Annotated in this window: 26 protein-coding genes; 6 read left to right on the top strand and 20 right to left on the bottom strand. The window is 39.0% G+C overall.

What is annotated here, in order from left to right; all coding sequences use genetic code 11:
* The first annotated feature begins 47 nt into the window (after nt 1-47).
* The gene (locus PHY84_RS06890) at nt 48-962 is read left to right on the top strand and encodes a DUF234 domain-containing protein (RefSeq protein WP_299858638.1); all 915 of its coding nucleotides are present in this window, start codon (nt 48-50) and stop codon (nt 960-962) included.
* Between the two features lie 47 nt (nt 963-1,009).
* Here the strand turns inward: PHY84_RS06890 and tpx are convergent, their stop codons facing one another.
* The 7 genes from tpx to PHY84_RS06855 form a co-directional block, all read right to left on the bottom strand.
* Complete coding sequence (gene tpx, locus PHY84_RS06885; protein ID WP_299858637.1) at nt 1,010-1,513, bottom strand: thiol peroxidase; 504 nt, start codon at nt 1,511-1,513, stop codon at nt 1,010-1,012.
* A gap of 108 nt (nt 1,514-1,621) precedes the next feature.
* The gene (gene tsaD, locus PHY84_RS06880) at nt 1,622-2,599 is read right to left on the bottom strand and encodes a tRNA (adenosine(37)-N6)-threonylcarbamoyltransferase complex transferase subunit TsaD (RefSeq protein ID WP_299858636.1); all 978 of its coding nucleotides are present in this window, start codon (nt 2,597-2,599) and stop codon (nt 1,622-1,624) included.
* Nucleotides 2,596-6,369 (bottom strand): N-6 DNA methylase, encoded by a 3,774-nt coding sequence (locus tag PHY84_RS06875; protein WP_299858635.1) that lies wholly within the window; start codon nt 6,367-6,369, stop codon nt 2,596-2,598. The genes tsaD and PHY84_RS06875 overlap by 4 nt, the downstream gene beginning before the upstream one ends.
* 130 nt (nt 6,370-6,499) lie before the next feature.
* Nucleotides 6,500-7,558 carry a 1-deoxy-D-xylulose-5-phosphate reductoisomerase gene (dxr, locus tag PHY84_RS06870; RefSeq protein WP_299858634.1) on the bottom strand — a complete coding sequence of 353 codons (1,059 nt, stop codon included), beginning with the start codon at nt 7,556-7,558 and terminating at the stop codon, nt 6,500-6,502.
* Entirely contained in the window at nt 7,559-8,314 is a 756-nt protein-coding gene (locus tag PHY84_RS06865; RefSeq protein ID WP_299858633.1) for a phosphatidate cytidylyltransferase, read from the bottom strand.
* A gap of 41 nt (nt 8,315-8,355) precedes the next feature.
* A complete protein-coding gene (locus tag PHY84_RS06860) occupies nt 8,356-8,658 on the bottom strand; it encodes a hypothetical protein (RefSeq protein WP_299858632.1) in 303 nt (100 codons plus the stop codon).
* A gap of 6 nt (nt 8,659-8,664) precedes the next feature.
* Nucleotides 8,665-9,993, bottom strand: a complete 1,329-nt coding sequence (locus PHY84_RS06855) for an NFACT RNA binding domain-containing protein (protein WP_299858631.1) — start codon at nt 9,991-9,993, stop codon at nt 8,665-8,667.
* A gap of 241 nt (nt 9,994-10,234) precedes the next feature.
* Between PHY84_RS06855 and PHY84_RS06850 the strand changes: the two genes are divergently transcribed.
* The 4 genes from PHY84_RS06850 to PHY84_RS06835 all read left to right on the top strand — a co-directional run bounded on the left by PHY84_RS06850 (nt 10,235) and on the right by PHY84_RS06835 (nt 13,098).
* Nucleotides 10,235-11,857: a YcaO-like family protein gene (locus PHY84_RS06850; RefSeq protein ID WP_299858630.1), complete on the top strand. Its 1,623-nt coding sequence runs from the start codon at nt 10,235-10,237 to the stop codon at nt 11,855-11,857.
* Nucleotides 11,854-12,279, top strand: coding sequence for a hypothetical protein (locus PHY84_RS06845; protein WP_299858629.1), 426 nt, complete (start codon nt 11,854-11,856; stop codon nt 12,277-12,279). Before PHY84_RS06850 ends, PHY84_RS06845 begins: the two co-directional genes overlap by 4 nt.
* Before the next feature lie 19 nt (nt 12,280-12,298).
* Nucleotides 12,299-12,736 (top strand): large conductance mechanosensitive channel protein MscL, encoded by a 438-nt coding sequence (gene mscL / locus PHY84_RS06840; RefSeq protein WP_299858628.1) that lies wholly within the window; start codon nt 12,299-12,301, stop codon nt 12,734-12,736.
* 230 nt (nt 12,737-12,966) lie between these two features.
* Nucleotides 12,967-13,098 (top strand): hypothetical protein, encoded by a 132-nt coding sequence (locus PHY84_RS06835; RefSeq protein WP_299858627.1) that lies wholly within the window; start codon nt 12,967-12,969, stop codon nt 13,096-13,098.
* A 107-nt stretch (nt 13,099-13,205) separates the two neighbouring features.
* On the opposite strand, the gene PHY84_RS06830 is transcribed toward PHY84_RS06835, so the two are convergent.
* The 10 genes from PHY84_RS06830 to PHY84_RS06785 all read right to left on the bottom strand — a co-directional run bounded on the left by PHY84_RS06830 (nt 13,206) and on the right by PHY84_RS06785 (nt 22,956).
* The gene (locus PHY84_RS06830; RefSeq protein ID WP_299858626.1) at nt 13,206-14,162 is read right to left on the bottom strand and encodes a thiamine pyrophosphate-dependent enzyme; all 957 of its coding nucleotides are present in this window, start codon (nt 14,160-14,162) and stop codon (nt 13,206-13,208) included.
* Nucleotides 14,163-14,172: 10 nt separating this feature from the next.
* Entirely contained in the window at nt 14,173-15,396 is a 1,224-nt protein-coding gene (locus tag PHY84_RS06825) for a 2-oxoacid:ferredoxin oxidoreductase subunit alpha (RefSeq protein ID WP_299858625.1), read from the bottom strand.
* Complete coding sequence (locus tag PHY84_RS06820) at nt 15,396-15,791, bottom strand: 4Fe-4S binding protein (RefSeq protein WP_299858624.1); 396 nt, start codon at nt 15,789-15,791, stop codon at nt 15,396-15,398. The genes PHY84_RS06825 and PHY84_RS06820 overlap by 1 nt, the downstream gene beginning before the upstream one ends.
* Nucleotides 15,792-15,801: 10 nt before the next feature.
* Nucleotides 15,802-16,359, bottom strand: coding sequence for a pyruvate flavodoxin oxidoreductase subunit gamma (locus PHY84_RS06815; RefSeq protein WP_299858623.1), 558 nt, complete (start codon nt 16,357-16,359; stop codon nt 15,802-15,804).
* Nucleotides 16,360-16,443: 84 nt separating this feature from the next.
* The gene (locus tag PHY84_RS06810) at nt 16,444-17,094 is read right to left on the bottom strand and encodes an HAD family hydrolase (protein ID WP_299858622.1); all 651 of its coding nucleotides are present in this window, start codon (nt 17,092-17,094) and stop codon (nt 16,444-16,446) included.
* Nucleotide 17,095: 1 nt separating this feature from the next.
* Nucleotides 17,096-18,592, bottom strand: a complete 1,497-nt coding sequence (locus PHY84_RS06805) for a peptide-binding protein (protein WP_299858621.1) — start codon at nt 18,590-18,592, stop codon at nt 17,096-17,098.
* Between the two features lie 105 nt (nt 18,593-18,697).
* Nucleotides 18,698-19,087 (bottom strand): 30S ribosomal protein S9, encoded by a 390-nt coding sequence (rpsI, locus tag PHY84_RS06800; protein WP_299858620.1) that lies wholly within the window; start codon nt 19,085-19,087, stop codon nt 18,698-18,700.
* Between the two features lie 11 nt (nt 19,088-19,098).
* Entirely contained in the window at nt 19,099-19,521 is a 423-nt protein-coding gene (rplM, locus tag PHY84_RS06795) for a 50S ribosomal protein L13 (protein WP_299858619.1), read from the bottom strand.
* 132 nt (nt 19,522-19,653) lie between these two features.
* Entirely contained in the window at nt 19,654-20,169 is a 516-nt protein-coding gene (locus tag PHY84_RS06790; protein ID WP_299858618.1) for a C40 family peptidase, read from the bottom strand.
* 57 nt (nt 20,170-20,226) lie between these two features.
* Nucleotides 20,227-22,956 carry a RecB-like helicase gene (locus PHY84_RS06785; protein WP_299858616.1) on the bottom strand — a complete coding sequence of 910 codons (2,730 nt, stop codon included), beginning with the start codon at nt 22,954-22,956 and terminating at the stop codon, nt 20,227-20,229.
* Nucleotides 22,957-23,044: 88 nt separating this feature from the next.
* Here PHY84_RS06785 and PHY84_RS06780 point away from each other — a divergent pair, with 88 nt between their 5' ends.
* Nucleotides 23,045-23,500, top strand: coding sequence for a hypothetical protein (locus tag PHY84_RS06780; RefSeq protein WP_299858615.1), 456 nt, complete (start codon nt 23,045-23,047; stop codon nt 23,498-23,500).
* On the opposite strand, the gene PHY84_RS06775 is transcribed toward PHY84_RS06780, so the two are convergent.
* The 3 genes from PHY84_RS06775 to PHY84_RS06765 all read right to left on the bottom strand — a co-directional run bounded on the left by PHY84_RS06775 (nt 23,497) and on the right by PHY84_RS06765 (nt 26,694).
* Entirely contained in the window at nt 23,497-25,419 is a 1,923-nt protein-coding gene (locus PHY84_RS06775; RefSeq protein ID WP_299858614.1) for a LapD/MoxY N-terminal periplasmic domain-containing protein, read from the bottom strand. The genes PHY84_RS06780 and PHY84_RS06775 overlap by 4 nt on opposite strands.
* Nucleotides 25,416-26,039 carry a transglutaminase-like cysteine peptidase gene (locus PHY84_RS06770; protein ID WP_299858613.1) on the bottom strand — a complete coding sequence of 208 codons (624 nt, stop codon included), beginning with the start codon at nt 26,037-26,039 and terminating at the stop codon, nt 25,416-25,418. Before PHY84_RS06770 ends, PHY84_RS06775 begins: the two co-directional genes overlap by 4 nt.
* Before the next feature lie 85 nt (nt 26,040-26,124).
* Nucleotides 26,125-26,694 carry a hypothetical protein gene (locus tag PHY84_RS06765; RefSeq protein WP_299858612.1) on the bottom strand — a complete coding sequence of 190 codons (570 nt, stop codon included), beginning with the start codon at nt 26,692-26,694 and terminating at the stop codon, nt 26,125-26,127.

Genomic DNA, 26,694 nt, shown 5'->3' with positions numbered 1-26,694 from the left:
CATCATATATTCAAGTATAATTTCAAAAAACAACCAAAGGCTTTCCTATGGCAAAACACCCTTCATTTTTAGAACAGTTTCGCTCCTTTTGTTTTCAAAATAAGCCCCAAGAGTTAGAACATGCGTTAGAGTATTTTTCTGTTTTTGGCGGTATGGGCTGGAGTGTTGACATAAGCAAGCCTCTTGATGCGCTCATTGAGAGTAAAGTTTTGAAAAATTACACCTACATTCACGGAGATATTACAAAACTCACACAAAGCGACAAAACAAGCCATGCCCTCTTAAGTGCGGTTGCGGTAGGAGACGGCAGAATTCATTCCGCACTCAAAAGAGCCAGAATTTCAAGGGTTGATGGTGAAAAAGTCATCCACTCACTTTGCTCTAAAAATCTTCTCAAGAGGGAATACTCACTTGAATCACCGCCAAATGAAGATGAAAAAATAGATGAAAAACTGAACTTTAACACGCCTTTTATGCGTTTTTGGTTTGCTTTTGTCTCTCCATATTTTAAAACCATCAAAGAGGGTGATTTTAAAGAGGCAATGGAATCGTTTGCAAACCGTAAAAGTGAGTTTTACGAGCTGACTTTTAAAAAACTCTCACATGAGCTTATCAAAAAAAGCCTCAAAGACGACCCTATCGCAGAGATTGGAAGCTACTGGGACAGAGAAGTACAAATCGATATCTTGGCAAAGACAAAATCCGGCAAAGTTGTTGCAGGAATATGTAAATACTCCACCCAAAAAGCAAAAAAAAGCGAACTCACAAAACTGCAAGAGCAGTGCCGTTTAGCTGAAATTACGCCCGATATTTTTATCGTCATCTCAAAAAATGGTTTTTCAAATGAGCTAAAAGCCCTTAAAGGCGATGATGTAAAGCTTTTTTCAATTAAAAATTTTAAAACACTTATAGAAGATTTGAGCGAAAAAGATTTTATAGAATGTGTGGGAAAAAGATATTAAAAAAAAGCCGCTTTGGAGAAGAAGCGGCTTTTTAGATGTAGTTAAAATTATTTAGCAGCAGCAAGAGCAGCTTCGTAGTTTGGCTCTTCTGTGATTTCAGGAACGATTTCTTTGTATGTTACAACACCGTTTGCGTCAATCACAAAAATAGCTCTACATGTTACGCCTGCAAGAACTGAACCGCCAAGCAAAACACCATAAGCGTTAGCAAAATCTTTGTTTCTAAAGTCAGATGCAACAGTTAGCTTATCAATTCCCTCAGCCGCACAGAATCTGCCTGATGCAAATGGCAAGTCCATAGAAACAACAGTCGATTTTACACCCTCTAGCGAAGCAACTTTTGCATTGAAGTTACGAGTTTCAGTCGCACATACACCGGTGTCAAGAGAAGGAACAACGATGATAAGCTGTTTTACACCTTGTGCGCCGCCGACTACTACATCAGCCAAACCTGCCGAGTTTACAACTGTAACTTCAGGTGCTTTATCACCTACATTTACTTGATTTCCTAAAAGATTTACTTCTGTGCCTTTAAATTTTGTAGTTGCCATTTTGGCTCCTTTTTTTTGTTTTTAATTTTGATAGAAGAAGTATAGATAATAACGGATAATTTAACTCTTAATTAGAAAAAGAGGCTTTGATGCTAAGCACATCTTAAGCTAAATGACACTTTTGGGACAGATTTCAAGAGTGTCAATATGGCTAAACAAACCCTTTTCATACATCTCAACTGCTACTCTGCCTATCATGGCGGCATTGTCCGAACAATATTTTAGCTCACTTAAGAGCAAATTTGCACCATAAGGTTTTAAAAGCTCCTCTATGGTGGAGCGAAGATAAAGATTTGCACTCGCACCCCCGACAATTGCAAAGTTTTTTGGCGGAACTTCTTTAAAATACTTTTTGAGTTTTTGGATGATGTGAGCCACTGCGATATGCTCAAACGAAGCGGCGATATCTTTGTAGTCACTCTCATGTGCATCTTCCAGCGCAAGGCGCACGGAGTTTTTAAGCCCTGAGTAGGAGAAAGCTATAAGCGGTGACTGATGAAGCGGAACAGTAAAGTTATATCTTTTTTTATCCCCATCTTTTGCCAGCTTCTCTATAACAGGTCCTCCCGGATAGCCAAGGCTCATCATTTTAGCGACTTTGTCAAAGCTCTCCCCAAAACTGTCATCCATACTTTTTGCAACCGTTTTTATCTCTTCCAAGTTCTTTACTTCCATAACCTGCGTATGCCCGCCTGAGACTAGCAAAACAGTCAAAGGAAATGTTGAGTCTTTTTCTATAAAAAGAGAGTATATATGCCCGATGAGATGATTAACCCCGATGATGGGGATGCCTAGTGCTATAGAGACGGCTTTTGCCATAATTACGCCCTCAACAAGAGTAACGCTTAGCCCCGGAGTTGTTGTAACCGCAACAGCTTTCAAGTCACTAAAATAGGGTTTGCACTCCTCTAAAATTTTGGGAAGTGCCTCTGCGTGAAGCCTGGCCGCAAGCTCCGGAACAACGCCGCCATAAAAGCTATGCTCCAGCTCTTGGGATATCTTTTTATGGAAAATAAGTTTTTTTGTAGCTATCTCGGTTATGGCTATCGCGCTGTCATCACAGGAACTCTCTATGGATAAAATCACTTTAAATACTTCTCCAAAATAGCTTGTTTTTGTAAAGGAACATCTACTAGTTGTTGTTCTAGTTTTTCTATCTCTTTTTCTATAGTTTCAATCTTGTTTACGGCTATTTTTTGTTCTTCAATAGAAGGTAGTTTTATTTTAAACTCATCAAGTTGCAACTTAGTAATAGCTTCTCTTGATGTCGCACTTTTACCAATCTCTAATAATTGATTTTTGTATTCATGGCTTACTAAAACCTTTTGTACATATTGCGGTATTGCTTTACCATTAGTGCGAATTATTGAAACATGCTGATTTACTCTTGCAGGAAAATATTTATCTTCAACGATACAACATCTTGCTATGGAAGCCCCCGTTATATTAAATAAAATATCATCTTTTTGTACAGCTACATTATTTAATTTTTTAGCTTGTTCCTCATTGATAAATGCCAAACCTTTTTCAGTAAATTTATTATCATAAATATTTTGACTTCTGATTAGACTAATACCATTTTCAAAATACGAGCCTTCTCCACCTTTTGGTGTTGCTCCGCTACCGATTTTTGTAGTTATATATTGGAGTGCTATTAAATCTCCTGAAGAATTACTAATTATATTTTCTATCTCTTTTTCGTATTTTTCAATATTGATTTTATTCTTTTGCTCTATTTTTTCTAAATCTTCAATCTCTTTTACGATTTTTTCTTGAATATCTTTTGGAGGTAGTGGGATTTTTATACTTTCAATTTGTGTAGCACTAATATTTTGTTGTGCCAAGCCTTTTGCGAGATAGATAACAGCGTTTTCAAAATACTCCGTATTTAACATTTGAAAAACAAATTTTTTTAATACACTATCATTAAATATTTCTAACTTGCCAACTCTTTGATTTAATAATGCTGGTAAATGCTTTTCTTGTACAACACCTACCCTGCCAGGATTACCAGTCATTGAAATAAGAATATCACCAGAATTTAGCAAATAGTTTTCAAATTCTTGTTTTCTTTCTTTTGCTACACAAACTGAATCATTAATTTCTATCTTTCCTTTTTGTACATTTTTAATTCTTACTATTCGTAAACCATTTTCTACATATTCATCACTTTTAAATGCAAATCCGTTTTTTATTTTTAATATTTTATTTAGAGGAATTTGTTCCCACTTACTCTCAATTTTAAATTTTTTTTTAGCATTTAAAGAGATGTTTTTTTCAAAACCGACTCTATCAAAACTCATCATATCGACTAAATCCATATAAGAGATATTCTCTTTTAGACTCTCGTCTATCCCTTTCGTTTGACCAGCGAACGCACTATAGATATAACTGTTTGCTTTTAAGCTATTGACATAAGAGTTCTCATCATACAAAGAAGTACACTCATCTATCGATTTACTTCTAGCGATTGCGTGGATGCCTTCACTGCCTCTTCTGTTGCTAAACTCATAACCTAAGAACTTTTTCTCTGCTTGTTTTTCACCTGTTTTCACTACAGTGACTTTTTGAGAATATGCTAAGATGAAATATAAAAGTTTCTCTTTTTCAATTTCTATCACCTTTTCAACATCGTCAAACTTTTTGGTGTATTCTTTATATATTTCATGGTTTTGGATAGCTGCATTTGCATTTCTTTCTACCAATGTTATATAGTCATCAATAGTTATATTTTCCCATACATAGTTTAGATATTTTGACAATGGCTTTTCAATACCGTTTATAGTAATATCTTTTTTACTATCAAAGAGTTTCTCTATCGAAACCTTTATATTTTCATGCTCCATATTGTTTTTTCTTCTTAAGAAAAGCACTACGGTATTGGTTCCGGTTGCCATAAAAGTGTTTGAACCAAGTTCGGTAATACTTACGATATCAAAATATTTAAATATTATCTCTCTTGTTTTGGTATAAATTCCGCCGCCTGTTAAGATACTGCTTGGAAGTATTATGCCTGCTATTCCGCCATCTTTTAAGAGTTGTTTAGTTCTTTCAATAAAGAGGGTTTCTATCTCGCTACTTTGATCTGTTAGTCTGTCGTAAAGTTCAAAATCACTGCTATCAAACTTTTTGCTGACATTTTTAAATGCGCTGACTGAGTACGGTGGATTTGAGACCACAATATCAAACTTTTTATTGTCTTGAGGGTAGTTTTTGTCACTGTGCGCCAGCTTCCCTTTAAACTCTTTTGTATTTGTGAAGTTGGATAACCCGTCTCCATGAATCACTTTTGCTAAACCGTCTCCGTGTAAATAACATCCAACTTTAGCAGTTTTTACAAGTCTGTAATCTTTCTCTACTCCATAAACATAATCAAATGCCCAGTCAAAATGGTCTGTTTTCCAACTTATAATTTTTTTTGCCGTATCTTGTATAAAATCATCTGTTGCAATACTGTTAAGCTCTTTTTGTATCTCATCCATCGCTTCGGTTATAAAGTGTCCGCTTCCTACAGCATAGTCGATTACATTTGGTAAGAGTTCATCTCTCTCCCCTTTTAAGAGCTTCTCTTTTATAATCTTGTCAAAAGGCATACTACGTATAATAAATCTCGCTATCGGGACTGGTGTAAAAAACTGCCCAACTTCTTGCTTGAGTCCTGTTGTTAAAAGCAACTCAAAAAAGTCACTCAAAAACTGCTGTTTTTTCGTATATCTGATTTTGTAGTTTTGAAGCAGTTCGACTATCTCTTTTACAACGATTGCATTTTCGTCAAATGTCTCTTGATCAAATACATCTTTGATGGCAAATTCATTGTTTTTTTGGAGTCTTATTTTCGTAAACTCTTTTAAAAGTTGGTCTTTTATACTGCTATCTAGTACCCCGAATTTCTCTTCAAACTCTTTATCACTTAAATCGGTCACTTCTTTATCAAGAAACTCTTTCATCCCTCTTTGATAAAGGTCAGTTAATCTCTTTTGAAATGTAACATGATCATCGATTCCTTCTAGCCATTGAAACTCCAACTCTTTATTTGGTTTTGTATGCTTTTCATCCATGATTTTGCACAGAAAGAGAGTGAAAATTTTGTTAAAAGCATTCGGTTTGTCCGACACGACATTGTGTCTGAGTATCTCCATAAAACGGTTAAAGATAAAACTGCTGTCTTCTTGTTTTATATCGACTAAATCTTTTGGAGTAAGTGCTTGGCTTTTGTAGTTGTATGGCGTATTCCAATCATTAAATACACCATTATTTTTTGTCGTTTTATTCCATCTGTCATAGAAGTCTTTTACATTACTTGTTGCTTTATACTCATCTTCTATTTTAATGATTTCATTTTTGTACGCAACATTTTTATTGATGAGTGCCGAAGTATATAAAACCAAAATCGCAGCATCTTTATCTTGCTGAAAATAAGTAAAAAGTTGCCCGCCGTCTTTGTTGAGTTTTGCAAAAGCTTTATCAAACTCTTTTCCCCAAGTTTTACACTCAATCATCATGTATGCAGTACCATTATCGCGAGTCACTAAAATATCAAGTCGTCCGCTTGTACCATGACCAGATGGATAGACTTTTTCTAAAATAATATTTTTTGGTGAATAGCCTTTTGTTAAAAGTCTATCTACACACTCTAAAACAACCAAGTCTTCTTCTTTTGTGATTTTTTGAACGGAGTTTTTAGAGTCGTTAAAAAAAATAGCACTTCCAAAATCAATGCTATTTTTCTCTAAATCTATCTCTATATTATAGTCATTATGACTTGTATATTTTTTATGGTAAATGTTAATACTGTTTTCTTTTGGCATAAACCGTAGTTTAGCTGTCAAGTCATTCATTGATAAATCTGTCAGCATTTCAACTCACCTTGTTTTTTATTAATCTTAATATAAAATATGACAAAATGCAATTATTATTGCAATTTGTCATATTATTCTACTTTTTTACTCAATATTCACTAACTTGATGAATTTAATTTTAGCATAATTATATGCTTCTTCTCACTTCTTCATCAAGCCCAAACACGTCATCAACGCTTTTAGGCAGAACATCAAACTTCTCATAAGCATTTATCACTATTTTTGCCATATCCATAAAGCCTATTTCACGAGATATGAACTTCTCGATTGCGGCTTCATTTGCGGCATTTACCACCACTCCGCGAGCAGGATTTTTTAGAAGGGAGTCTTTTATCTGCCAAATAGGATATCTATCTGTTGTTATTTCGCGAAACTCTAATGAGCCGATTTTTAGCAAATCGACATGAGGCAGGATATTTTCTTGCATCGACCCATCAAGTGCAAAAGCAATGGGGAGCTGCATACTGGCATTGGCAAAGTGGGCGGTAGTTGAGCCATCTTTAAAGTCGATGAGAGCGTGAATGAGCGATTTTGTTTCGATGATGGCATCGTAACGACCCTCTCCAAAAAGCCATCTTGCTTCTAAGAGTTCAAACATTTTGTTCATCATGGTTGCGCTGTCTATGGTAATCTTTTGTCCCATCGACCAGTTTGGGTGCTTTTGGGTATCTTCCAGTGTTGCATGCTCAAGCCGTGCAATATCCCAGTTGCGAAATGCTCCGCCGCTTGCGGTGATTATCATCTTCTCTACGGGACGGTTTTGCATCAGATACCAAAGTCCGAAATGTTCGCTGTCTATGGGTTGAATCTTTGAAGTATCTATAAAAGCACCGCACGCAACGAGAGATTCTTTGTTGGCAAGAGCTACTCTTTTTTTGCATTTAAGGGCGGTAAGTGTCGGACGAAGTCCCAAAAAACCGACAAGCGCGTTTACGACCAGTTCGCTTGAGGAGTTTTTTATGGCATCTAAAATTGAGTCTTGCCCATAAAAAACATGTGAATGATTTACTCTGAAAACATCCTCTTTTTTAGCAACTACCACTACTTTTGGGTTGTGCTCTTTTATCTGTTTATTTAAAAGTTCGATGTTGTTTCCTGCGACTAAAACTTCAACATCCATTGAGAATTTCTTGGCGACTTCAAGTGTATTTACACCGATTGAGCCTGTTGAACCCAGAAGTACCAATTATACCAATCCTCTTAAAAGCACAAGCATTACGATAGCGCCAAAGAGGTAGCCGTCAATACGGTCTAAAACACCGCCATGTCCCGGCAGAAGCGTTCCGCTATCTTTTACGCCTGCCGCACGTTTAAGCGAACTCTCAAAAAGGTCTCCGAAAATGGAACTCACAGAGACCATAAAAGCGATAATGAAAGAGACACCCAAATCTACAATACTAAGACCGACAAACATCCCGCCGATGGTCGCAACGGCTAAACCTCCGGCAACCCCCTCCATCGTCTTTTTCGGAGAAGCCTCGCTAAACGGGGTTTTGCCTATACTCTTTCCTACCGCATACGCTCCGACATCAGTAAGTGCCACGATAACCAAAAGCCATAAAAGAGATAAAACACCGTATTCTTGGTACATTGCTAGGATAAAGAGCATCCCTGCTGTCGGGTAGATAAAAGGAAGGAAGTTTTTCCACTCCAACTCTTTGTTAAATGCAACCGCACTTGCATAAGCAACACTCATCAAGATAAAAAGATCATCACTGTATGGATATATAGCGCCGATAAGCCAAACAGCGACGGCAAAGTAGTATAAATCGTTCCCTTTTATACCAAAAAGCGCCATAGCCTCACGGAATGCCAGAAGATAGACAACTCCCAAAAATGCCCACATAAGCAAAAATTTGTCAATTACCCCGATAAGAAGTACTACACCGACAAGAACCAGACTTGTTGCCACCCTCTCTTTTGAAGCCATCAATACACTCATATCAAAACCCCTTTACCCATATAATGAGAAATTATAGCAAATCAGACTTTAATATCGAGTATGTGGAGCGGTTGAGGCTCCTCTTTTTGAGGTTTTTTTTCCTCTTTTTTACTTCGTGCATTCTCTTGGTCTGCTTCATTTTTTTGATGCTCACGGTCAGGGTTAATCTCTTGGTTCTCCTCTGTGGGACGCACCTCTATAACCTCATCTTCCTTCTCTTGTGCAGCAGCTTGAGCCGCCATATTTTGAAAATCGACACGGTTGTTATGAGCATTTTGCACAGAAGAGACCGTTGCTGTCTGCTGATTTACATAAATCGCATTTGCTACCATTCCCACCGCCATTTTGTATTAGCTCCTTGTATCTATCTCAATAGTTTTATACCTGTTATAGAGCACATTCGCCCTCTCTTGCACGCTTACTTCTCTTCGTGGAGTATAATCGACCAAATAACGCCCTTTCTCAAACATAGTAAAATCCACACAGAGTCTCGCCGCCTCTTTTATGACCTTCTCAGGCACGTTTTGCTTATCGGTGGTTATGATAACATGGGCTGATGGGCGTTCTTTCATGTGAAGCCAGATATCTTTTGCTTTTGCATTTTGAAGCAGTTCGATGTTGCCCTTTTCATTTTTCCCGAGGCTCACTTTGTACCCCTCTATCCAAAAAGTCTCAACTAAATCACTTGCTTTTACTTTTTTTGTTTGGATATTTTTTGGAAAAAGAAGCTGGATTTTCGCAACATCTTTCGCCTCCCCTACGGTATGGATAAAGAGTTTTATATGCTCTATCTTAGCCAAAAGCGACTCTCTCTCGATATGCAGATATGAGGCTCTCTGCTTGGCTTTTTTGCTTCTTGTAAAGAGTGAATTTGCCATCATTGCAACAGAGGAAAACTCTTTGTGAAGCTCTATTTTGACCTTTGTTCCATCATAGTCATCCACCTCAACCACCCTCTGATATGGCTTGACATGGTGCATATTCGCCAAAAACAGATTTCCAAAATGGTTATATTGAGCCGCTTGTGTTTCTAGCTCCTCTTCATCATCCAGTGCAGCATAAAGATTTTGGAGTTTTTTTAGTTTTTTCTCAAGAAGCGCGATTTTCTGCTTTTTTAGCGAAGAGAGTTTTTCTTGCATCTCCTCTTCATACTCATCATACAAAAACGCTTCAACATCCTCAAGCGGGTACTCTTTTGCCTCATACGGAGCTACGGGAGCGCTCAGAAGTTTTTGCCCTACTCTGACTTCACGAAAAGATGAAAACAAGTCCACATGACGGAGTGCTTCAAGCACTATTTCGTTTTCATCCAGGATAATCACATTTGTATATTTTCCCGTAAATTCGAACTGCAAAAAGCTTTTTTCCTCTTTATAAGCCGATGCGACAGATGTTTCAAAGCGCAAAATCTTATCGCCGCCCACAAGAGAGATATCTAAAATATTTGCGCGGTTAAACCGTTTTGCCAAAAGCACATCAAATGGAGCATTATAAACTTTAGAGCGAGAAAAAGAGGCACATTTGAAGATTTTGGAGTTTGAACGCTGCATCTCAAAGTAGAGTTCATCTTCCCTCTCAAATACAATTTTTACGGTCGTATCGCTCACTCTATAGATAGCAGATATCTTTGTAAATTTTTGAAGATAATTAACGATTTGTTTTAAGTGTGATAGTTTCATAAGTGGATTTTAGCACAATCCAACCCTCTTTAAAAAATATTTTTCAATAGACTTCTTAATCTTATGCCCGTTCATGGTGAGCTTGTCGAACCATGTTGCTTCAATCACCCTTCGACAAGCTCAGGGCGAACGGAGAAAGTACTTATTTTAGGGTTATAAAAGAAGTCTAATATAAATTTTTCACGGCCTAGCTTTTTATCATCGCTTTTTTGGTAAAATCGTTTAAAAACAAAGACTGACTATGAACCTACTATCAAAAACAGCTCCGCTGGAAGAGTCCATCGCAAAGATGCAAAAAGTGCTTGAGGATGTGGGGTGTAAAACCATTTTTTCACAAACAAAGCATCCTCTACAAAACTGTTACTCCCTAAATCTTGCCTCTGAGCAAGCACCGCAGCATATCTACTCCAACGGCAAAGGGATTTCAAGTGAAGCCTCCATAGCTAGTGCGCTTGGTGAATTTATAGAGCGGTTGCAGACAAATAACTTTTTTAGCGATTTTTATCTTCCATCACGTAAACACTACCCTGATGAAGTTGCTTTTAAGTTCGGCGGGAATTTTTTGGATGACGAACTGCTTAGTATTTACGACCCAGAGGGCGAACTTAGCGATGAAGACTTGGTTGATTTCAACAGTGACTATGAGGATAAAATCGCTGCTCTGCCCTTTGAGCGGCTAGAGGATGGCGAAAAAATCTATTTCCCTGTCAATATCTTAAATAACCTATATGTAAGCAATGGTCTAGCGGCAGGAAACACTCCAAAAGAGGCGCAGATTCAAGCACTTAGCGAAATTTACGAACGCTATGCAAAAATCAAAATCATAAAAAACGGTTACGCACTTCCGCATTTTCCGCATGAAGTTCTTGCATCATTTGAGAAAGTTTATGCCGATGTTGAGGCACTAAGAGAGAGGGGTTACATCGTTGATGTGCTTGATGCTTCGCTGGGCGGAGTGTTTCCCGTTACCGCCATCTCACTTATAAACCCAAAAAACGCAACGCTTTTTGTCTCTTTCGGAGCGCATCCTATACTGGAGGTCTCTTTGGAGAGAACCATGACCGAACTTATGCAGGGGCGGGATTTGGATAGTTTGGACGGCTTTGAGACACCGACATTTGATATGAGCATCGTTGCAGATAGTTTCAACTTAGAGTCCCATTTCGTGGACTCCAACGGGAAGCTTGGATTTGGATTTTTAAGCGCAAAAAAGAGTTTTGAATTTGCACCTTGGCAGTATGAGGGAGACTCAAGAGAAAAGGAGTTTGTTTTTTTGGTGAGTATTGCAAAAAAGCTAGAAAAGCAGATATATATAAGAGAGTATGACTATCTCGGGTTTTATGCATGCCAAATCCTCATCCCAAGCCTCTCGGAAGTGTACCCAATGGAAGACCTCATCTATAACAACAAAAACAGCGCCAAAGCTATCCGCGATATGGTTTTAAACTTTAGCGACTATAATGCAGATGAGATTTTAGATGCCATAGAGTCTCTTGATGCCTCACTTGATGTAGGAAAATATATAGGAGTTATTTTCAAAGAGCCTTTTACCATGGCGGAGTTCAAAGCACAGATATATCTTCTTTTAGATGAGCGAGAACTTGCAACAGAGCTTCTCGAACTTGGAACAAACAAGCTTGGACGCGTAATTGCAGAGCTTGTGCGCATGGAAGATGAGGAGCTTGATTTTCTTGAATACAAAGAGGGACTTTATGCCATTTTCACACAAAGCACCGTTACAAAAGCGGTCGCTGTTTTGGCAGGCGAGGAGTTTTTAGTAGATATAACACTCCATAACAACTACACTAACATGTTAGCGATGTACGACCGACTTGGTACTAAAAAAGAGAAGATAGTGCGATGAGCTATGAAGAGTGGTTTGAACAACACGCCCAAAAACATCTAAAGATAGTAGAAAAACTTGTAGCAAAGGGTTTTACGCAAGAGCAGATTATCGACTACTTTACGTATGAAAACATGGCAAAAGAGGAGATTGATTTTTGTCCGCTCTACAAAGAGGGCAAAAAATGCCACAATATGCAAGAGCTAAACTGCTATCTTTGCGGATGCCCAAACTTCAGATTTGACGACAACGGACTTGGCATATACAACGGCATGAAGATACTAAGCCGTTGCGACATCCATAACGGTTCAACTATCGGATACGGCGGCGCAGTACATCAAGACTGCTCCAAATGCACTGTCCCGCATCACAAAGCATATATAAACAAAAATTTCAACCTTGATTGGAAAAAAATGATGAAAGGGTGTAAAATACCTTCTTAACGCAAAAAAGGAGTATGTAATGTTTGAAGAGTTTAAAAAGTTTCTTATCAAGGGAAACATGGTCGATATGGCTGTTGGTTTTATCTTTGGTGCGGCGTTTGCTACGCTTGTACAGTCGCTTGTAAAAAACATCATTATGCCGCCGGTAGGTATGCTTCTTGGAAGGGTTGATTTTTCAAACCTCTTTTTGGCACTTGACGGTAACAGCTACAACACACTTGCCGACCTTGAAAAAGCAGGAGCGCCGGCAATCAAAATCGGGGTTTTTGTCAACGACATTATCTCTTTTTTAATTTTGGGAACAGTTATGTTCATGCTTGTCAAAAGCTATAATACACTTAGAGCAAAAGAAGAAGTTCCGCCCCCGCCGCCGGCAGATAAAATCTGTAGTGAATGTGCCATGAGCATCCCAATAGCCGCAAAGAAATGTCCTTACTGTGGAAACACGCAACTATAACTGCCTTTTTAGGCGGTTATGAAAAAACTTCACCAATGGATGAAGTCTCACTATTAAAAAAACTTAAATAAAACACATGCTTTAAAAGTTCTATAATACCTAAAAGTAAAATCGGATAAAATTTCTCCGATTTAAAAAGTTACCTTCTCTTGAAAATAAGAAAAGGTATGTTGCCAAAATGGCTTATCAAAACTAGAGGGTAACGCTCTCTTAACAAAAAAGGATACGCAATGAAAACATTGATTTTACTAATCACATTAGCTTTAGGTGCACTTGCTGCTGATGAAATCGTAACATACGATACAAACAACGGCACTGTTGAAACAAACAAACCTAACCACCCAAGCCAAGAAATCTACTAAATTTGGCTTTTTTAACACGCTCCTTTTTCGGAGCGGGTTTCCTTTCTGCTTCCACCCATTACTCCTAAACAGATGAAATTATTGCCTTTGGCATAAAATGCCAAAAGTTAAACGCGTGCCTCTTCGCGGCGCTGTAAGTATGCCCACTTAGCATCTACACGCTCTTGCCACTCTTTGATTAGGTATTTATACTCATCTTTAAATAGATGCTTGAAACGTCCTTGTGCTGCTAGATATTCCTCTACAGGAAGTACATTTTTTGGTCTATATGTGATGTTAAACTCTCTTCCGTCAATAATCTCATAGAGAGGGAAAACGAGTGTATCTGTCGCCAAATCTGCTAAATGCATAGTATCTTTAGGGTCAAATTTCCACTCTGTTGTACATGGAGAAACAGCATTAATAAATACAGGACCCTCAACAGCTAAACCGTGCTGAATTTTCTTTACCATATCTTTCCACTTGTTTGGAGAAACTTGTGCAGCATAAGGAATCCCATGCGCTGCCATAATACCCATCATATCTTTTTTGTTTCTCTTCTCACCGTAGCTTTTTTTACCGGCAGGTGAAGTGGTTGCAGAAGAGCCTATAGGAGTAGATGACGATCTCTGACCGCCTGTGTTAGCATATACCTCATTGTCAAGAACAACGTGCATTATGTTGTGTCCGCGCTCCATACATCCAGATATCCACTGGAACCCGATGTCATAAGATGCGCCGTCTCCTGCAAAAGAGACAAACTTAGGGTTACGATCCGGCTGTTTTAGACGCCCTTTTCTTTTTAACACTTTATGCATTGTCTCAGCACCTGCAACCGCTGTTGAGCTGTTTTCAAATCCGATGTGAATCCAAGAAGCATCCCATGAAGTATATGGATAAACCGCTGTACAAACTTCAAGACAACCTGTTGAAGCAGAGAGAATCATATCATCATTTGTTGCATTTAAAATTTCACGAACAATGATAGAGTGTGCACACCCCGGACATAAAAGATTCGCACCCTCAAAACGGTCGGCCGATGTTGAAAACTCTTTTAAATTTTTTATATTTTTCATTTCACTCATGCTCGTCTCCTTATAAATACGCTAGTTTCGGTCCACGAACACCGATAAATTGTTGTAGCGGAGTAGTTACTTTACCAGCATCAACGTTTGCTTGCAGCTCTTTAAAGAGTGCTGTTAAATGGGCTTTTGTCAAGTCACGTCCGCCAAGTCCATAAATATACCCAGAGAGAAGCGCCTTTGTATCTGTGTTGAAAAGTGCTCCGGCAACTTCATTGAAGAGTGCTCCGGCTGCACCGTTTGGAGATGAGCGGTCAAGTGTTGCTATAGCTTTAACATCTTTGAGTGCATCCGCAATCTGCATAAACGGGAAAGGACGGAATACTCTAAGACCTACAACACCGGCTTTAATCCCCCCGGCTCTTGCTTCACGGGCAACCTCGCGTGCAGTCTCAACAGAACTTCCAAGACAAACAACACATACATCCGCATCATCCATGTCGTATTTCTCAACTAGGTTATACTTGCGACCTGTTAGTTTTTCAAACTCTGCAAATGTTGCTTCTATCTTAGGAAACACCTTTGTCATAAGGTCGTTATGCTGACGTGCTTTATGCTCAAAGTGCCAATCTTCTTCAGTCTGTACACCGTGAGTTACAGGATGTTCAAAATCAAGCATATCGTTCATAGGTTTAAACTCACCCACAAAACCATATGCTGCATCATCGCTTAGCGTATGCACACCTTGAGCCGTGTGAGAAGTCATAAAACCATCTTGGTTGACAACCGCCGGAAGTCTAATGTCGTGATCCTCACTTACTTTAAAAGCAATAAGGTTGAGATCATACGCCTCTTGCGGGCAGTAAGCATCAAACTGTATCCAACCGCTGTCACGAACCATATACATATCAGAGTGGTCACCGTTTACATTAAGCGGTGAAGCGAGTGCACGATTTACAAGGTTAAGAACTATAGGAAGTCTCATACCGGACGCTTGATAGAGCGTCTCGGACATAAGTGCAAGACCTTGAGAAGAGGTAGCAGTTGCAACACGCCCGCCTGCAGCAGCCGCACCGATACATGCACTCATTGCTGCATGCTCAGACTCAACCATAACAAACTCACCCTCTACGTAACCATCGGCAGTAAACTGTGCGTAACCCTCAACAATAGGTGTTGATGGTGTAATCGGGTACGCTGCAACAACATCTACCTGCGCTTGTCTAAGCGCTTGAGCAGCCGCGCGGTTTCCATCCCATACTTCAATATCTTTTAATTCCATTTTTTCAAATGCCATTACGCTTCCCCTTCATCTTTTTTAGGCCAATTAGCAATTTCTGTCTCTCCATCTGCTTGTTCCGGGAACATTAGAAGTGATTTTGGGTTCGTTGGACAAACTTCCACACAAATTCCGCACCCTTTGCAGTGATCCATATCAATACCAATCAATTTTTTATCTCTTGAAACTATTGATACATCCGGACAATAGACCCAGCAAAACTGACAATCAATACAGTAGTCTTTGTTAAATACCGGCTTAATCAATCTCCAATCAGCTACACTTGCAGTATAAGAACTGTTTTGTGAGTATGCGCGATCCTCTTGTCTTGTTCCGGCAATATCATCTATCTTTCCATTGAATGTGCGAAGCATAGCCCCAATTTCAAACTCATCCCAACCTTTTTTTGTCATCATCAGCTCCTTACTTCACTTCATCGTATGCACGCTGAATAGCAAGCATATTGGCATCGATAATTTTTTGCGGCAGTTTTCCAAGAACTCTTTTCATACTCTCTTTGAAAAACTCGATATCATACATTCCGGAAATTTTCATAAATGCGCCAAGCATAGGAGTGTTTGGTATCGCACGACCGATAGTTTCATTTGCAATTGTGATACAATCAACAGTATAAACCTCCTTCCCTTCAAGTTTTGGCTGTGCTTTTTTTAGCTCCTCCGTACTCATGTGGGTTGTGATGATATACTTTGTACTCTCTTTGTGGTTGATGGTCACATCTGTTGTTATCGCTAATGCAGGGTCAATAACAAAGACATAGTCAGGTCTCATATATTTTTCGTGATTCATAATCACTTGATCATCTACACGGTTATAAGCCGTCATCGCAGCCCCTCGTTTTGCAGATCCGTAAAATGCAAACGCTTGAACATGCTTACCTGTTGTAGAAATAACATCAGCCAAACCTTTAGCACCCGTAACAGCGCCTTGTCCAGCACGACTATGCCATCTAATCTCTAGCATAAACTCTCCTTTTCTCTTATTAGCCTCTTATTTTAGACTAGTTGCTCTTAAAGATAGCTTGATATGTGTTACTTTTTTACCAACCTATAAGAATGTGTTATTTTTTCTCTTTTGAAGATACTTCATTGCTTCAAATGCATCATTAAATATCATATCCGTAAACTCTTTCAATGACTCATGTGTGCCATAGCCGCTCAAAACTCCGATGGGATTTATCTCTGCATTTTTTGCGGCAATCAAATCAAGTTTCGTATCTCCAATCATCCAAATCTCTTTGCCGACACTCTCTAATTTTTCTAAAGCCCTAAAAATAGGCTCTGCATGAGGTTTTGGATTTTGAACATCCTCTCTTCCTATCAAAACATCAAAATGTTGCATTAACCCAAAATGTTCCATAAGCACTCTTGAATAGTAGCCTGTTTTTGTCGTTACAATCCCTAAAGTAGCAAACTCTTTTGCCAACAAAACTGCCTCTTTTGCGTTTTGCAAAAGCTCGGTTTTTTCTCTTGAAATATCTCTGTAATGCTCTTTATAAGTCGCTATCAAAGCATCTATATGCATGGCATCAATCCCCAAATTTCCATACATGATATCAAGCGGATATCCTATGAGTGCCTTTATATTCGTATCCTTTTGAGAAGGAAGATTGTGTACCGCCAAAGAGTGATGGAACGACTCTAAAATCGCCTCAGTCGAATCAATAAGCGTACCATCTAAATCAAACAAAATTATCAAATCATTTCTCCCATTTTATGTAGTTGTGCCAGATACCGCTTGGGGTCGGTTCAATATTTTTTATACTTTTGTTTACCGCTGTGATAGAGTTTGGGATAAATAAAAAAAGATATGGATTTGCATTCGCTATCATGGCAAACATCTCCCTCCACAGAGTAGAAAGTTCTTTGCTATCAACCATGCTTTGGGACTCTTCTATCATAGCATCCATCTTGGCATCGTGATAGCCGACAAGATTAAATCCACCTTTTTTATCACTTTTGCTATGCCAAAACATATATGGGTCGGGCGTAGGTGAAAGTCCCCATCCAAGAAGTACGCTATCGAACTTATGAGGAAAAACCACCATGTTTAAAAATGCCTGCCACTCCATCACACGAAGCGTTACAACCACTCCTGCTTCTTTGAGCTGATGCTGCAAAATCTGTGCGGCATAGGGTCTAATATCACTTGAATTTGAAGTTGCAATCTCAAAAATCAATGGATTTTTTGCATCATACCCCGCCTCTGAAAGAAGCTCTTTTGCTCTTTGTATGTTTTGCTTTGGCGCTTTGACATTTTCATTAAACGCCGGTGTATTTGGCAAAAATGGACCCGTACATACCTTTGCATGGCTAAAAAAAAGAATGTTAGTTAGCTCTTCTCTGTTGATAGCCAAAGAGAGCGCCTCTCTTACTTTGGGATTTTGAAATTTTTCATTACGCAGGTTAAAACCGAGATACGTGTAGGATTGTGAGATATTTTCGTAAATATTAAATTTTTCAAAAAAACCGCTATTTAGCTGTCTCTCGTACTGCATCGGCTCAATACTTCCAACGTCAAGTACACCGGATTTAAGCATCAAAAAGCGTGTCATAGGGTCTGCAATAACATGGAATGAGATAGTATCAATCTTAGCACGCCCTTCAAAATAGCCATCAAATGCTTCAAGTAAAATATTTTTTGAGTGCTCCAACTGTGCTAGTTTATATGCACCCGTGCCGATAGGTTTTGTGTTGAAAGATGAGTTCATAAGGTTTTGTTCGTTTTTTAGCAGATGTTCCGGCAAAATTCCCATCATCCAAATCTCAAGTGCTTTAAAATAAGGCTCTTTATATCTTACCCTAACCGTGAGTGCATCAACTGCTTCTACACTGCTCACAAACCTAAAATTTGCACTGTAAGGTGAGCTTATCTTTGGTGAAATAAGCACGTTGTAGGTAAAAATAACATCATTGGCACTCAATTTTTCGCCATCATGCCACTTGACATTTTCATGCAGTTTAAAAATAAGTGTTTTATCATCTTCAAAGTAAAAACTCTTTGCCAAATCACCGACAATTGCCGACAAATCCTTGTCATACTTTACAAGCCCATTAAACAAAAAGCCCGATATCTCTGCCGAACTTGAATCGGTTGCCAGAATGGGATTTAATCTTGATGGGTTAGTTGAAGTTGCAAGATGAAGCGTTGAGGCTACAAGGTGCAGTGATAAAAACAGAAATAGGAAATAGCGCAAAATTACTCTTTTTTTGAGCAGATTATAACAAAGTTATGACAAGGAAAATTTTAAAGGAGAAGTTGCCGGCGCAAAAAAGCACCAGCAAAGAAGTTCTTGAAACGATTAACGCTTAGAGAACTGGCGAGAACGACGAGCTTTACGCTTACCTGGCTTCTTACGCTCAACAACACGTGAATCACGAGTCATCATACCTTCAGGTTTTAGTATAGCTTTTAACTCCGGGTTAAATCTAACTAATGCACGAGAAATACCGTGGCGAAGAGCGTCAGCTTGACCGCCAAAACCACCGCCTAGTACAGTAGCTACGATATTTACGGAAGTATCTTGTTTAGTTAGAGCAAGAGGCTGTTTTACACGAAGTTTTTTTGCTTCAAGTCCGCCGAGCCATGCATCTAACGAAAGACCGTTGATACTCATGCTGCCATTGCCTGGAGTTAACCATACTTTTGCTATTGACGACTTACGGCGTCCAGTTGCATATACTTTTTTCATATAGTTCGTCCTTACTTAGCTAATTGTGCAGTGTGAGGATGCTCAGCACCTGCATAAATTTTTAATTTTTTAATCATTTTAGCGCCAAGCTTTGTTTTAGGAAGCATACCGCGAGTAGCTAGTTTGTAAAGCTTCTCAGGATTTTTTTCTAAAAGCTCAGTCATCTTAGTGCTTTTTGTACTACCAAAATAACCGGAATAAGAGAAATACTCTTTGTTTGCTATTTTGCCAAGACCGTTGAACTTTGCTTTAGAAGCGTTAACAACTACTACATAGTCACCACAGTCGATATTTGGAGTAAAACATGGTTTGTTTTTACCGCGAAGTATTGTTGCCACTTCAGTGATAATACGACCGAAAGTTTTACCTTCAGCATCAATCAAAACCCATTTTTGATTGATTTGTTCAGGAGTAGCAATTTTCGTAAATTTCATTCTTGAACCTTTCAAGTAATTTTCTTAACATTACATCCCGAGCAAGGGAATGTTTGTTTAATTGTTGGAAGTATATCTTTTTATGCTTATAAAAAACTTAATTTATGGTTTTTTTAAGGTTTGGAGCGGGATTTAGTTCTGTCTTGTGTCGGATGGGATATCATTAAAAACAATGCGTTTAGCATACAAAAAGCGCTGCTTATAATATTTTTTGTCAAAAGCATCATACTGGACACGTTTTGCTCTGTATGATGCGTGGATTATCTGTCCGTTTCCGGCATAGATAGCCACATGCGAAGGTCCTTTTTTATAGGTGCGATAGAAAAGCAAATCCCCCGCCTGCAAGTCTTTAACATCTATCTTTTCTCCGTAACGAGCCTGTTCTTTTGCAGAGTGGGGAAGAACTATGCCAAACTCTCCAAAAACCTGCTGCGTAAACCCTGAACAATCCGTGCGGGCATCGCTAGCGCTGCCAATTCTATAAGAAGTTCCCAAATACTCCTCTGCTTTTGCAAGTAGCTCATAAACAGACGGGGAATACGCTTTTTCACCGATAACATAAGGAACTTCGATTTTCTGTGAAGTACTCACAGATGCAGCAAGATGAGATGTAAGCAGAAGGAAAAAAACTATAAATAAACCCTTCACGCCCCACCCCCTTTATAAATTTATTTTTGTATAAGCTTATTATAGAGTTCAAAAACTTTATTTTAACTTAGAAATTTCTTCTGCTTTGACAATTTTTATACAATTTTGTAGTAAATAGACGATATAACCCTCTGCATTTTCATTTGTTATCTCTCTTATAGCGTTTACATAAAAGCTTACTTGCCGTAGATGTTCATCGGCAAAAGAGAGCGAACTTTTATAGTCGATAACTCTATATCCCTTTTCACTTTTGACCAAAAGGTCGATGTAACGAAGAGTATTTTTGTAGCGAAGGGCTTTTTCTCTGTAGCACTCGCCTTGAGTCAGCTCAAGAAATACGCTGTTTTCAAGAAGCATCGCAACTCTTTTTTGAATCTCTTCAATTTCCGCTTCCTGTAAAAAAGCACCGTATTTGTTGTTTGTCATATCTTTTGCAATGTCAATATTTTTTGTCTCAAATGTCGGGAGCATCTCAAGCATATAGTGCATCGCTATGCCAAAGTTGATGGACTCAAAATCCTCTTCATGCGCCGTCTCAATCGCCAAAATATCGCTTTGTGTCCCATAGTAAAGTTCTTTGTATGCAAGAGGGCGGAAGAGTTTCGGCGTTTTTGGGGCTTGAGTCTTGCATGTAAGCACGCCATGCTTTTGTGCTTCAAGCTCAAGTATGCCAAACATCGAATCTTTTGTTTTAGCAACAATGATAAGATTTTCTTTTGCTCTTGTAAATGCAACATAAAGCGCATTAAGGCTGTCTTCGTACGCAAGAGTTTTCTCTTTTTGCAGCGCGGCAGCGTACTGTGCATCTACCGTATCTCTGCCTTTAATGCGAAGATAGATGTTTTTGAGAGTTATGCCCTCATACTCATAGATGATTGCATCACGTACACTTGGAGCTTTTGTAAGCCTGTCCATGACTATAACATGTTCATACTCTAGCCCTTTGGATTTGTGGACAGTAAGCACACGCACGCCCTCCAACTCCGATGCGGCCGCGCTTGTGTCCATACGTTCATACTCAAAAAGAAGTGCCTCTATGTCGCCGTATCTCGCCGCCTCGTTTAAAAATCTCATAAGATTAAAATTGCCCTCAAAAAGCTTGAACTCATCTATAGCTTCTTTTATGATATCCAAGAGTGTATTTTTGTTTAAATCTACTCTTTTAATTGAGCGTTTTTGCCGTGAGATAAGTGCAAAAAAGTTCTCTTTGTATATCTCCTCGCCAAAATATTGGTACTTAAGATACTCTATAACGGCTTTGACGCCCTTTTGGTTGATAAGCTTAGTCGTTGTTTCCGTAACAACTTCAATATTTTGCGCATGAAGTGCCTCTTGCACGGCTATCCCATCACCGTTTGTAGCGCATAAGACGGCTATTTCATTGACATCTGCACCGCTTTGGAGCAGCCTTTTCACCTGAGAGACAACCTCCTGCAACACCTCATCGTTTTGCACAACTTCAACAAATCCGCCGTTCATGCCCTCTTTTACAAGCTGCGGCGTGTAGTTTTTTATCTTGTGCTCAAAGACACTGTTTACAAAAGCAACAACCTCTTTTTGCGAACGGTAGTTGGTCAAAAGCTTCTTTACCTCTGTGCCGTTTTCCTCTCTCACCACATCAAAAAGTGCGCTCACTCCGCCACGAAATCTGTATATAGACTGCTTCACATCCCCCACAAAAAAGAAGCTGCCGTTGTCAAAAATCCCCTTGCCTGAGGTTATCTCGTTTATGAGCGGTTTGAGTATCTCATACTGCAATATGCTTGTGTCTTGAAATTCATCAAGCAACATATGCTCTATCTGCGCATCAAGTCTAAAATAGAGAAAATCACTATCGTTAATGCGGTTTAAAATCTCATAGACAAGGTAGGTAACATCACTAAATCCAAGCTCGCTGTCATCTTTGTAGAGTGCTTTTTTACTCTTGATATAGATGGTGACAAGCTCTTTTAAAGCATAAAAAAAGTTCTGCTCTTTGGCTCTGTTTTGAGCTTTGATGGCATCTTTTATCTTTAGTAGCAGTACGTCCATCTCCGGAGTATAGCATTTTGCAAATGTAGTATAATTCAGACTCTCCCTCTCAAGCCATTTTTTACTTACAATATCCTCAAAACTCTCAGCCTCGACTGACCTGATAGCCGTGGAAGATGCTGCGCTGTTTGCCAAAACTATCTTTTTCAGCTCCGCCGTCAAAGAGAGTGCCTCTTGTTCATAGCGCTCGCTGTTTTGCTTTGCAAACTCAATCCCACCAATCTCTGCAAACTTGATATAAAGCTCATCTAAAAGTTCAAAAATATCGGTTATACGCTTTTGTGAGAAGAGCGAAAGGCTAAGGAGTGTCTCTTTCTTTTGTGCAACACGCACCTCTTTTAAAAAGCGAGAGAGAAGCTTGAGTTCATGCTGAGAAGCAAAGGTTGAGAAGTCGGGCATCAACGAGGCATAGAGCGAAAATTTGCGTAAAATTTGCGTAAAAAAACTGTCAATCGTCATGATTTTTGTATGTGCATTTAAAAACTCGCCTAAAACTCTTTGACGATTTGCAAGCAGAAATTCACGGGAAAGTTCGGTAACCTTAACTATCTCATCCAACTCTCCTCTCTCTTGCAGCTCCTCAAGAGTAGTGACAATCCTCTCTTGCATCTCGTTTGCGGCTTTGTTGGTAAATGTAAGAGCAAGTATCTTCGAGGGTTGCGCACCTTTAAAAAGCAGACTAAGATAACGCACGACAAGCATAAAAGTCTTCCCGCTTCCTGCACTTGCTTCATAAGCTAGGTTATTTATGAACATAAAAAAGTTCTCCGATGTAAGTAAGAGATAGTATAACTTTCTCACTATGCTATTTTTATAAGATATAATACAACAAAAACGGCACTCTATGGAACCTGAATTAATCGTCAAATCTATTATGGGATTGATTGCGCTGTTGGCGCTTTTAATCTTTCTTCTTTTTTACAATCCAAATAAAAGCAAAAAAAAGGCTGTTACTCCTGTGCAGCCCACAGAAGAGACAAAAAGCTCAAAAGAGGTTGAAGAGACCAGCTTTAAAGTTCTTGTAGCGATGATAAAAAACAAAAAATCAGATGCAAAAAAGCTTGAGTATGCGCTTGGTATGATTTTAAAACATCACGGCAAAGTGCATAAAAAGATGGGTTTAAGAGCGCATCCTGAGTTTGCAATTTATGAAAATATTATTTTTACTTTATGCAGACATCCGCATACAAACAAAGACTTGATTGTCAATTTTGACAGAGAACTTTTAAAGCTAAACCCAGACTATAAACAAGAGATTAACGACGCCATCACAAAAGGGCTAAACTCCAGAGGCATCTAAAACTCCAATGTCTCCGTTACTTTGCCTTGTACCGTGTGAATATCCCTTGCTTTGAGCTCTTCCAATGTTTCCATCTCCATAACACCTACGGCTATAACGGCAATACCGACCGTGTCTGTTATGAGTCGCAATGCGGAGAGTGATTGGGTGTTTTGTGTCAGGAAGTAGCTGCTCTCGCCCTTGATGTATGCAGGACGCAAATCTTGCAGATATTGATAATCTCTACTCTCTCCGATAAACTCAAATACGCCGATATCGATACCAAATTTTCTAAAGAGTGCGATGTAGTCTCGTATGAGTTTTGAGTCTTGATGCACCAATCTATCGGGTAGTTCAATGATAATTTTGAACGGGAGCGTTGAGACATTGGCACGTAAAAGCTCACTTAACTCATCATAGGTTTTTGGGTCTTCAAGGTACTCATGCGGCAGCCTTAGGGCGTAGGTAGAAGCGCTAAGCACTGTGTTTGAGCGTTTAAAGAGCATGGAGATGACTTTTTGGTAGATACTTACACTCAATCCCGCTTGAATCGCAGGAGCCATAAACTGGGCATAGCTGTAAGAGGTGTTTTTGTCCAAATCAAGATGAATGCTTAGTACACGATGGGAGAGTTTTTTCATCTTTGTATCTATAACACTCCATGAGACAAAATGAAATCTGTTTTTCTCTAAAGCATTGTTGATAATTAGCTTCCAAGCCTCTTTGCCCATCACTTCTACCGCACTGTCTGCTTTTTCCATATGGATATTTTTGCGGTTGAATTTCGCTTGCGCAAGAGCGTTGTCGGAGCGGGCAAAGAGTTCTGGGATACTGTTTGTATATTTGTATTCATAAAGTCCTATAGAGGTAAAAGTCTCTTGCGTGTCGAGTTCTGAAGCTTCGATGGCAACTTTGCAGGCTTGCTGTATGTGATTTGCCAATTCTATGGCGTTATCACTGGAGCACTCAGGCAGAAGGAGCGAGAACTCTGTTCCGTTGAGCCTCGCAACAATCGCATCTTTACTCTCTTTTACCTGCTCCGTAAAAATGGTTGCAATAGCACTAAAAAGTTTGTTCACTCTGTGTCTGCCGATTTTTTCGTTTGCCTCCACAACACCGCTGAGTGCGACAATCATATTTACACCGCCCTCATAAGAGGAGTCCACTTTGAGGTAAGACGGGAGTTTGTCGAGGAGATATTTTCTGTTTTTCAGTTGTGTATCTTTGTCGATGTACTCAAGCTCTTTGAGTACTTTTAACTCTTCATTTCCTTTATCAAACATCGCTTTTACTTTAGAAACCATGTTGTTCATACCAAGAACGACATCTTTAAACTCCTTCGTATAAGGGAGATTGTCTTGAATGATAAACTCATTTCTTATAATAGCGGCCGCCTGTTTTTGTACCTCTTTGAGCGGTTTTAGGATGGCATGGAGCAAAAGATGTAAAATACCCAGAGCGGCGGTAGCGATAAGTGCAAAAGAGGCAAGCAAGTCGATTAATATGGCGTAAAGCTGCTTGTAAGCATAAGTCGCATCGCTTTGAACGTTAAGGATGCCGACTTGACGCCATCCCGCCGAAACATTTGCATGCGCAACGGGAGCTTCCAGGTTGGTTAGAAAGACAAACCACTTTGGAACTCCACTCAAATCACTCTCCGTTTTTCTATCGTAAATGATTTTGTCATCAATATCAACAAGAGCAATATGGCGATAATTTCCGCTGTCAAAATTTGCGTTTATCATCGTGGACATCATAGAGATATCGCCATTAGCACTTCCAAGCGAGAGACTTAGCGAGGTTGCCGTGTTTTTGGCATCATCGTAGAGGCGCTCCTGCACCCCTTTGTTTGCGCTTTGGAAGTTCAATACAAGAACGGTTGTTAATATAATAAGTAAAAAGAGTGATAGCATCAAAGCAATCTGTTTAAAGAGTGTCATATTTTTTTCCTTTGCATGTTGAGCTTTAGCTCATCCCATTTTTTATGTGATTTCTCATTCTTTTTTCCAACTTCATCAAGTATATCGCCGTTGAAGTTGTAAATCGGCGTTAGGTCTGTTCTTTGTGAGGCAGGAAATATTTTGCGGTTATTGTTATCTAAAATAAGCGGTTCGCTCTTTGGTGTCTCAAAGTATGTTAGAACCATGTGCGGTTCTTTAAACTGGGTAGAGCGTACATAAGTAAAAAAGAGTTTTTTATAGTCAACGTTGAGGTACTTGAGTGCAAAATATTTGCTGATGACATAATCCTCACAATCGCCCATATCGTTGCCTAAAAATTCCCACGGCGTAGCCCAGTAATCTTTTTGTCCATATACTTTCATATCTGAACCGTAGCGTACTTCATTGAAAAAGTTGTTGACCGCCTCAAGCTTCTCTAAATCGCTTTTGTCTTTGACGCCATCGAGTGTCTCTTGGAGAAAAAAAAACCTTTTTTTTGCAAAGACCTTATGTTTCTCGGCTATTGCATCAAGCAACTCTCTATTGGTATAAGGCTCATCCGATGAGGTTGCGCTTGCAAAAAACAGTGCTGAGAATATAAGTACTTTTAATGGAACCATGGAGTGATTATAACAAAAAAAACATCCTGTTTTATTGCTGTCGTATCTGTTTTAAAAGATACGCCGCCTATAAACAAAACCCCTTTCATACTTTTCTCCTAAATGCTCTTAAAAGATAGAAAATAATAAGTGCCTCAAGAACAAAAAAGAGATAGTAGATAAGATAAACCTGCTCCTCTTTTGTGTGTATCTCAAAATAGACATCTAAAATCTTGTAGAAAATATAGGAGATAAACATACCCACAAGATACCCCTTTTGTTTTGCCAAATCCAGCAGCGAGAGGAGCGCTCTGCGAGATATAAAAATAGTTTCCGCACGGATAAGGTATGTTCCGAATGTAAAGACGAGCTGATAACCAAAATAGACAATTATCGCAGTTGTATAGCTGTATGAAAAGAGCAAAAAATAGCAAATCATGCCAAGTGCTAAAAGCTCCACAAAGAGTGAAATTTTGTAAAACCACTCTAGGGTCATTATTTTGCCGTAAAGCTTTGCTAGGTAAATTGTACCAAGAGCCAGTGCGATACCGCCTAGACTATAAACTGAAGGCTCTAAGGGGGTATAGACGGTAAAGACAACCCCCATCGACAACCCAAACAGCAGTGAGTTTATCAGTTTATAGTATATAAAACTGCGAAGATCTATTTTTAGCAT

The organism is Sulfurimonas sp., assembly GCF_028694605.1.
GTDB lineage: Bacteria > Campylobacterota > Campylobacteria > Campylobacterales > Sulfurimonadaceae > Sulfurimonas.
This window is presented reverse-complemented; position numbering and strand designations above follow the sequence as displayed.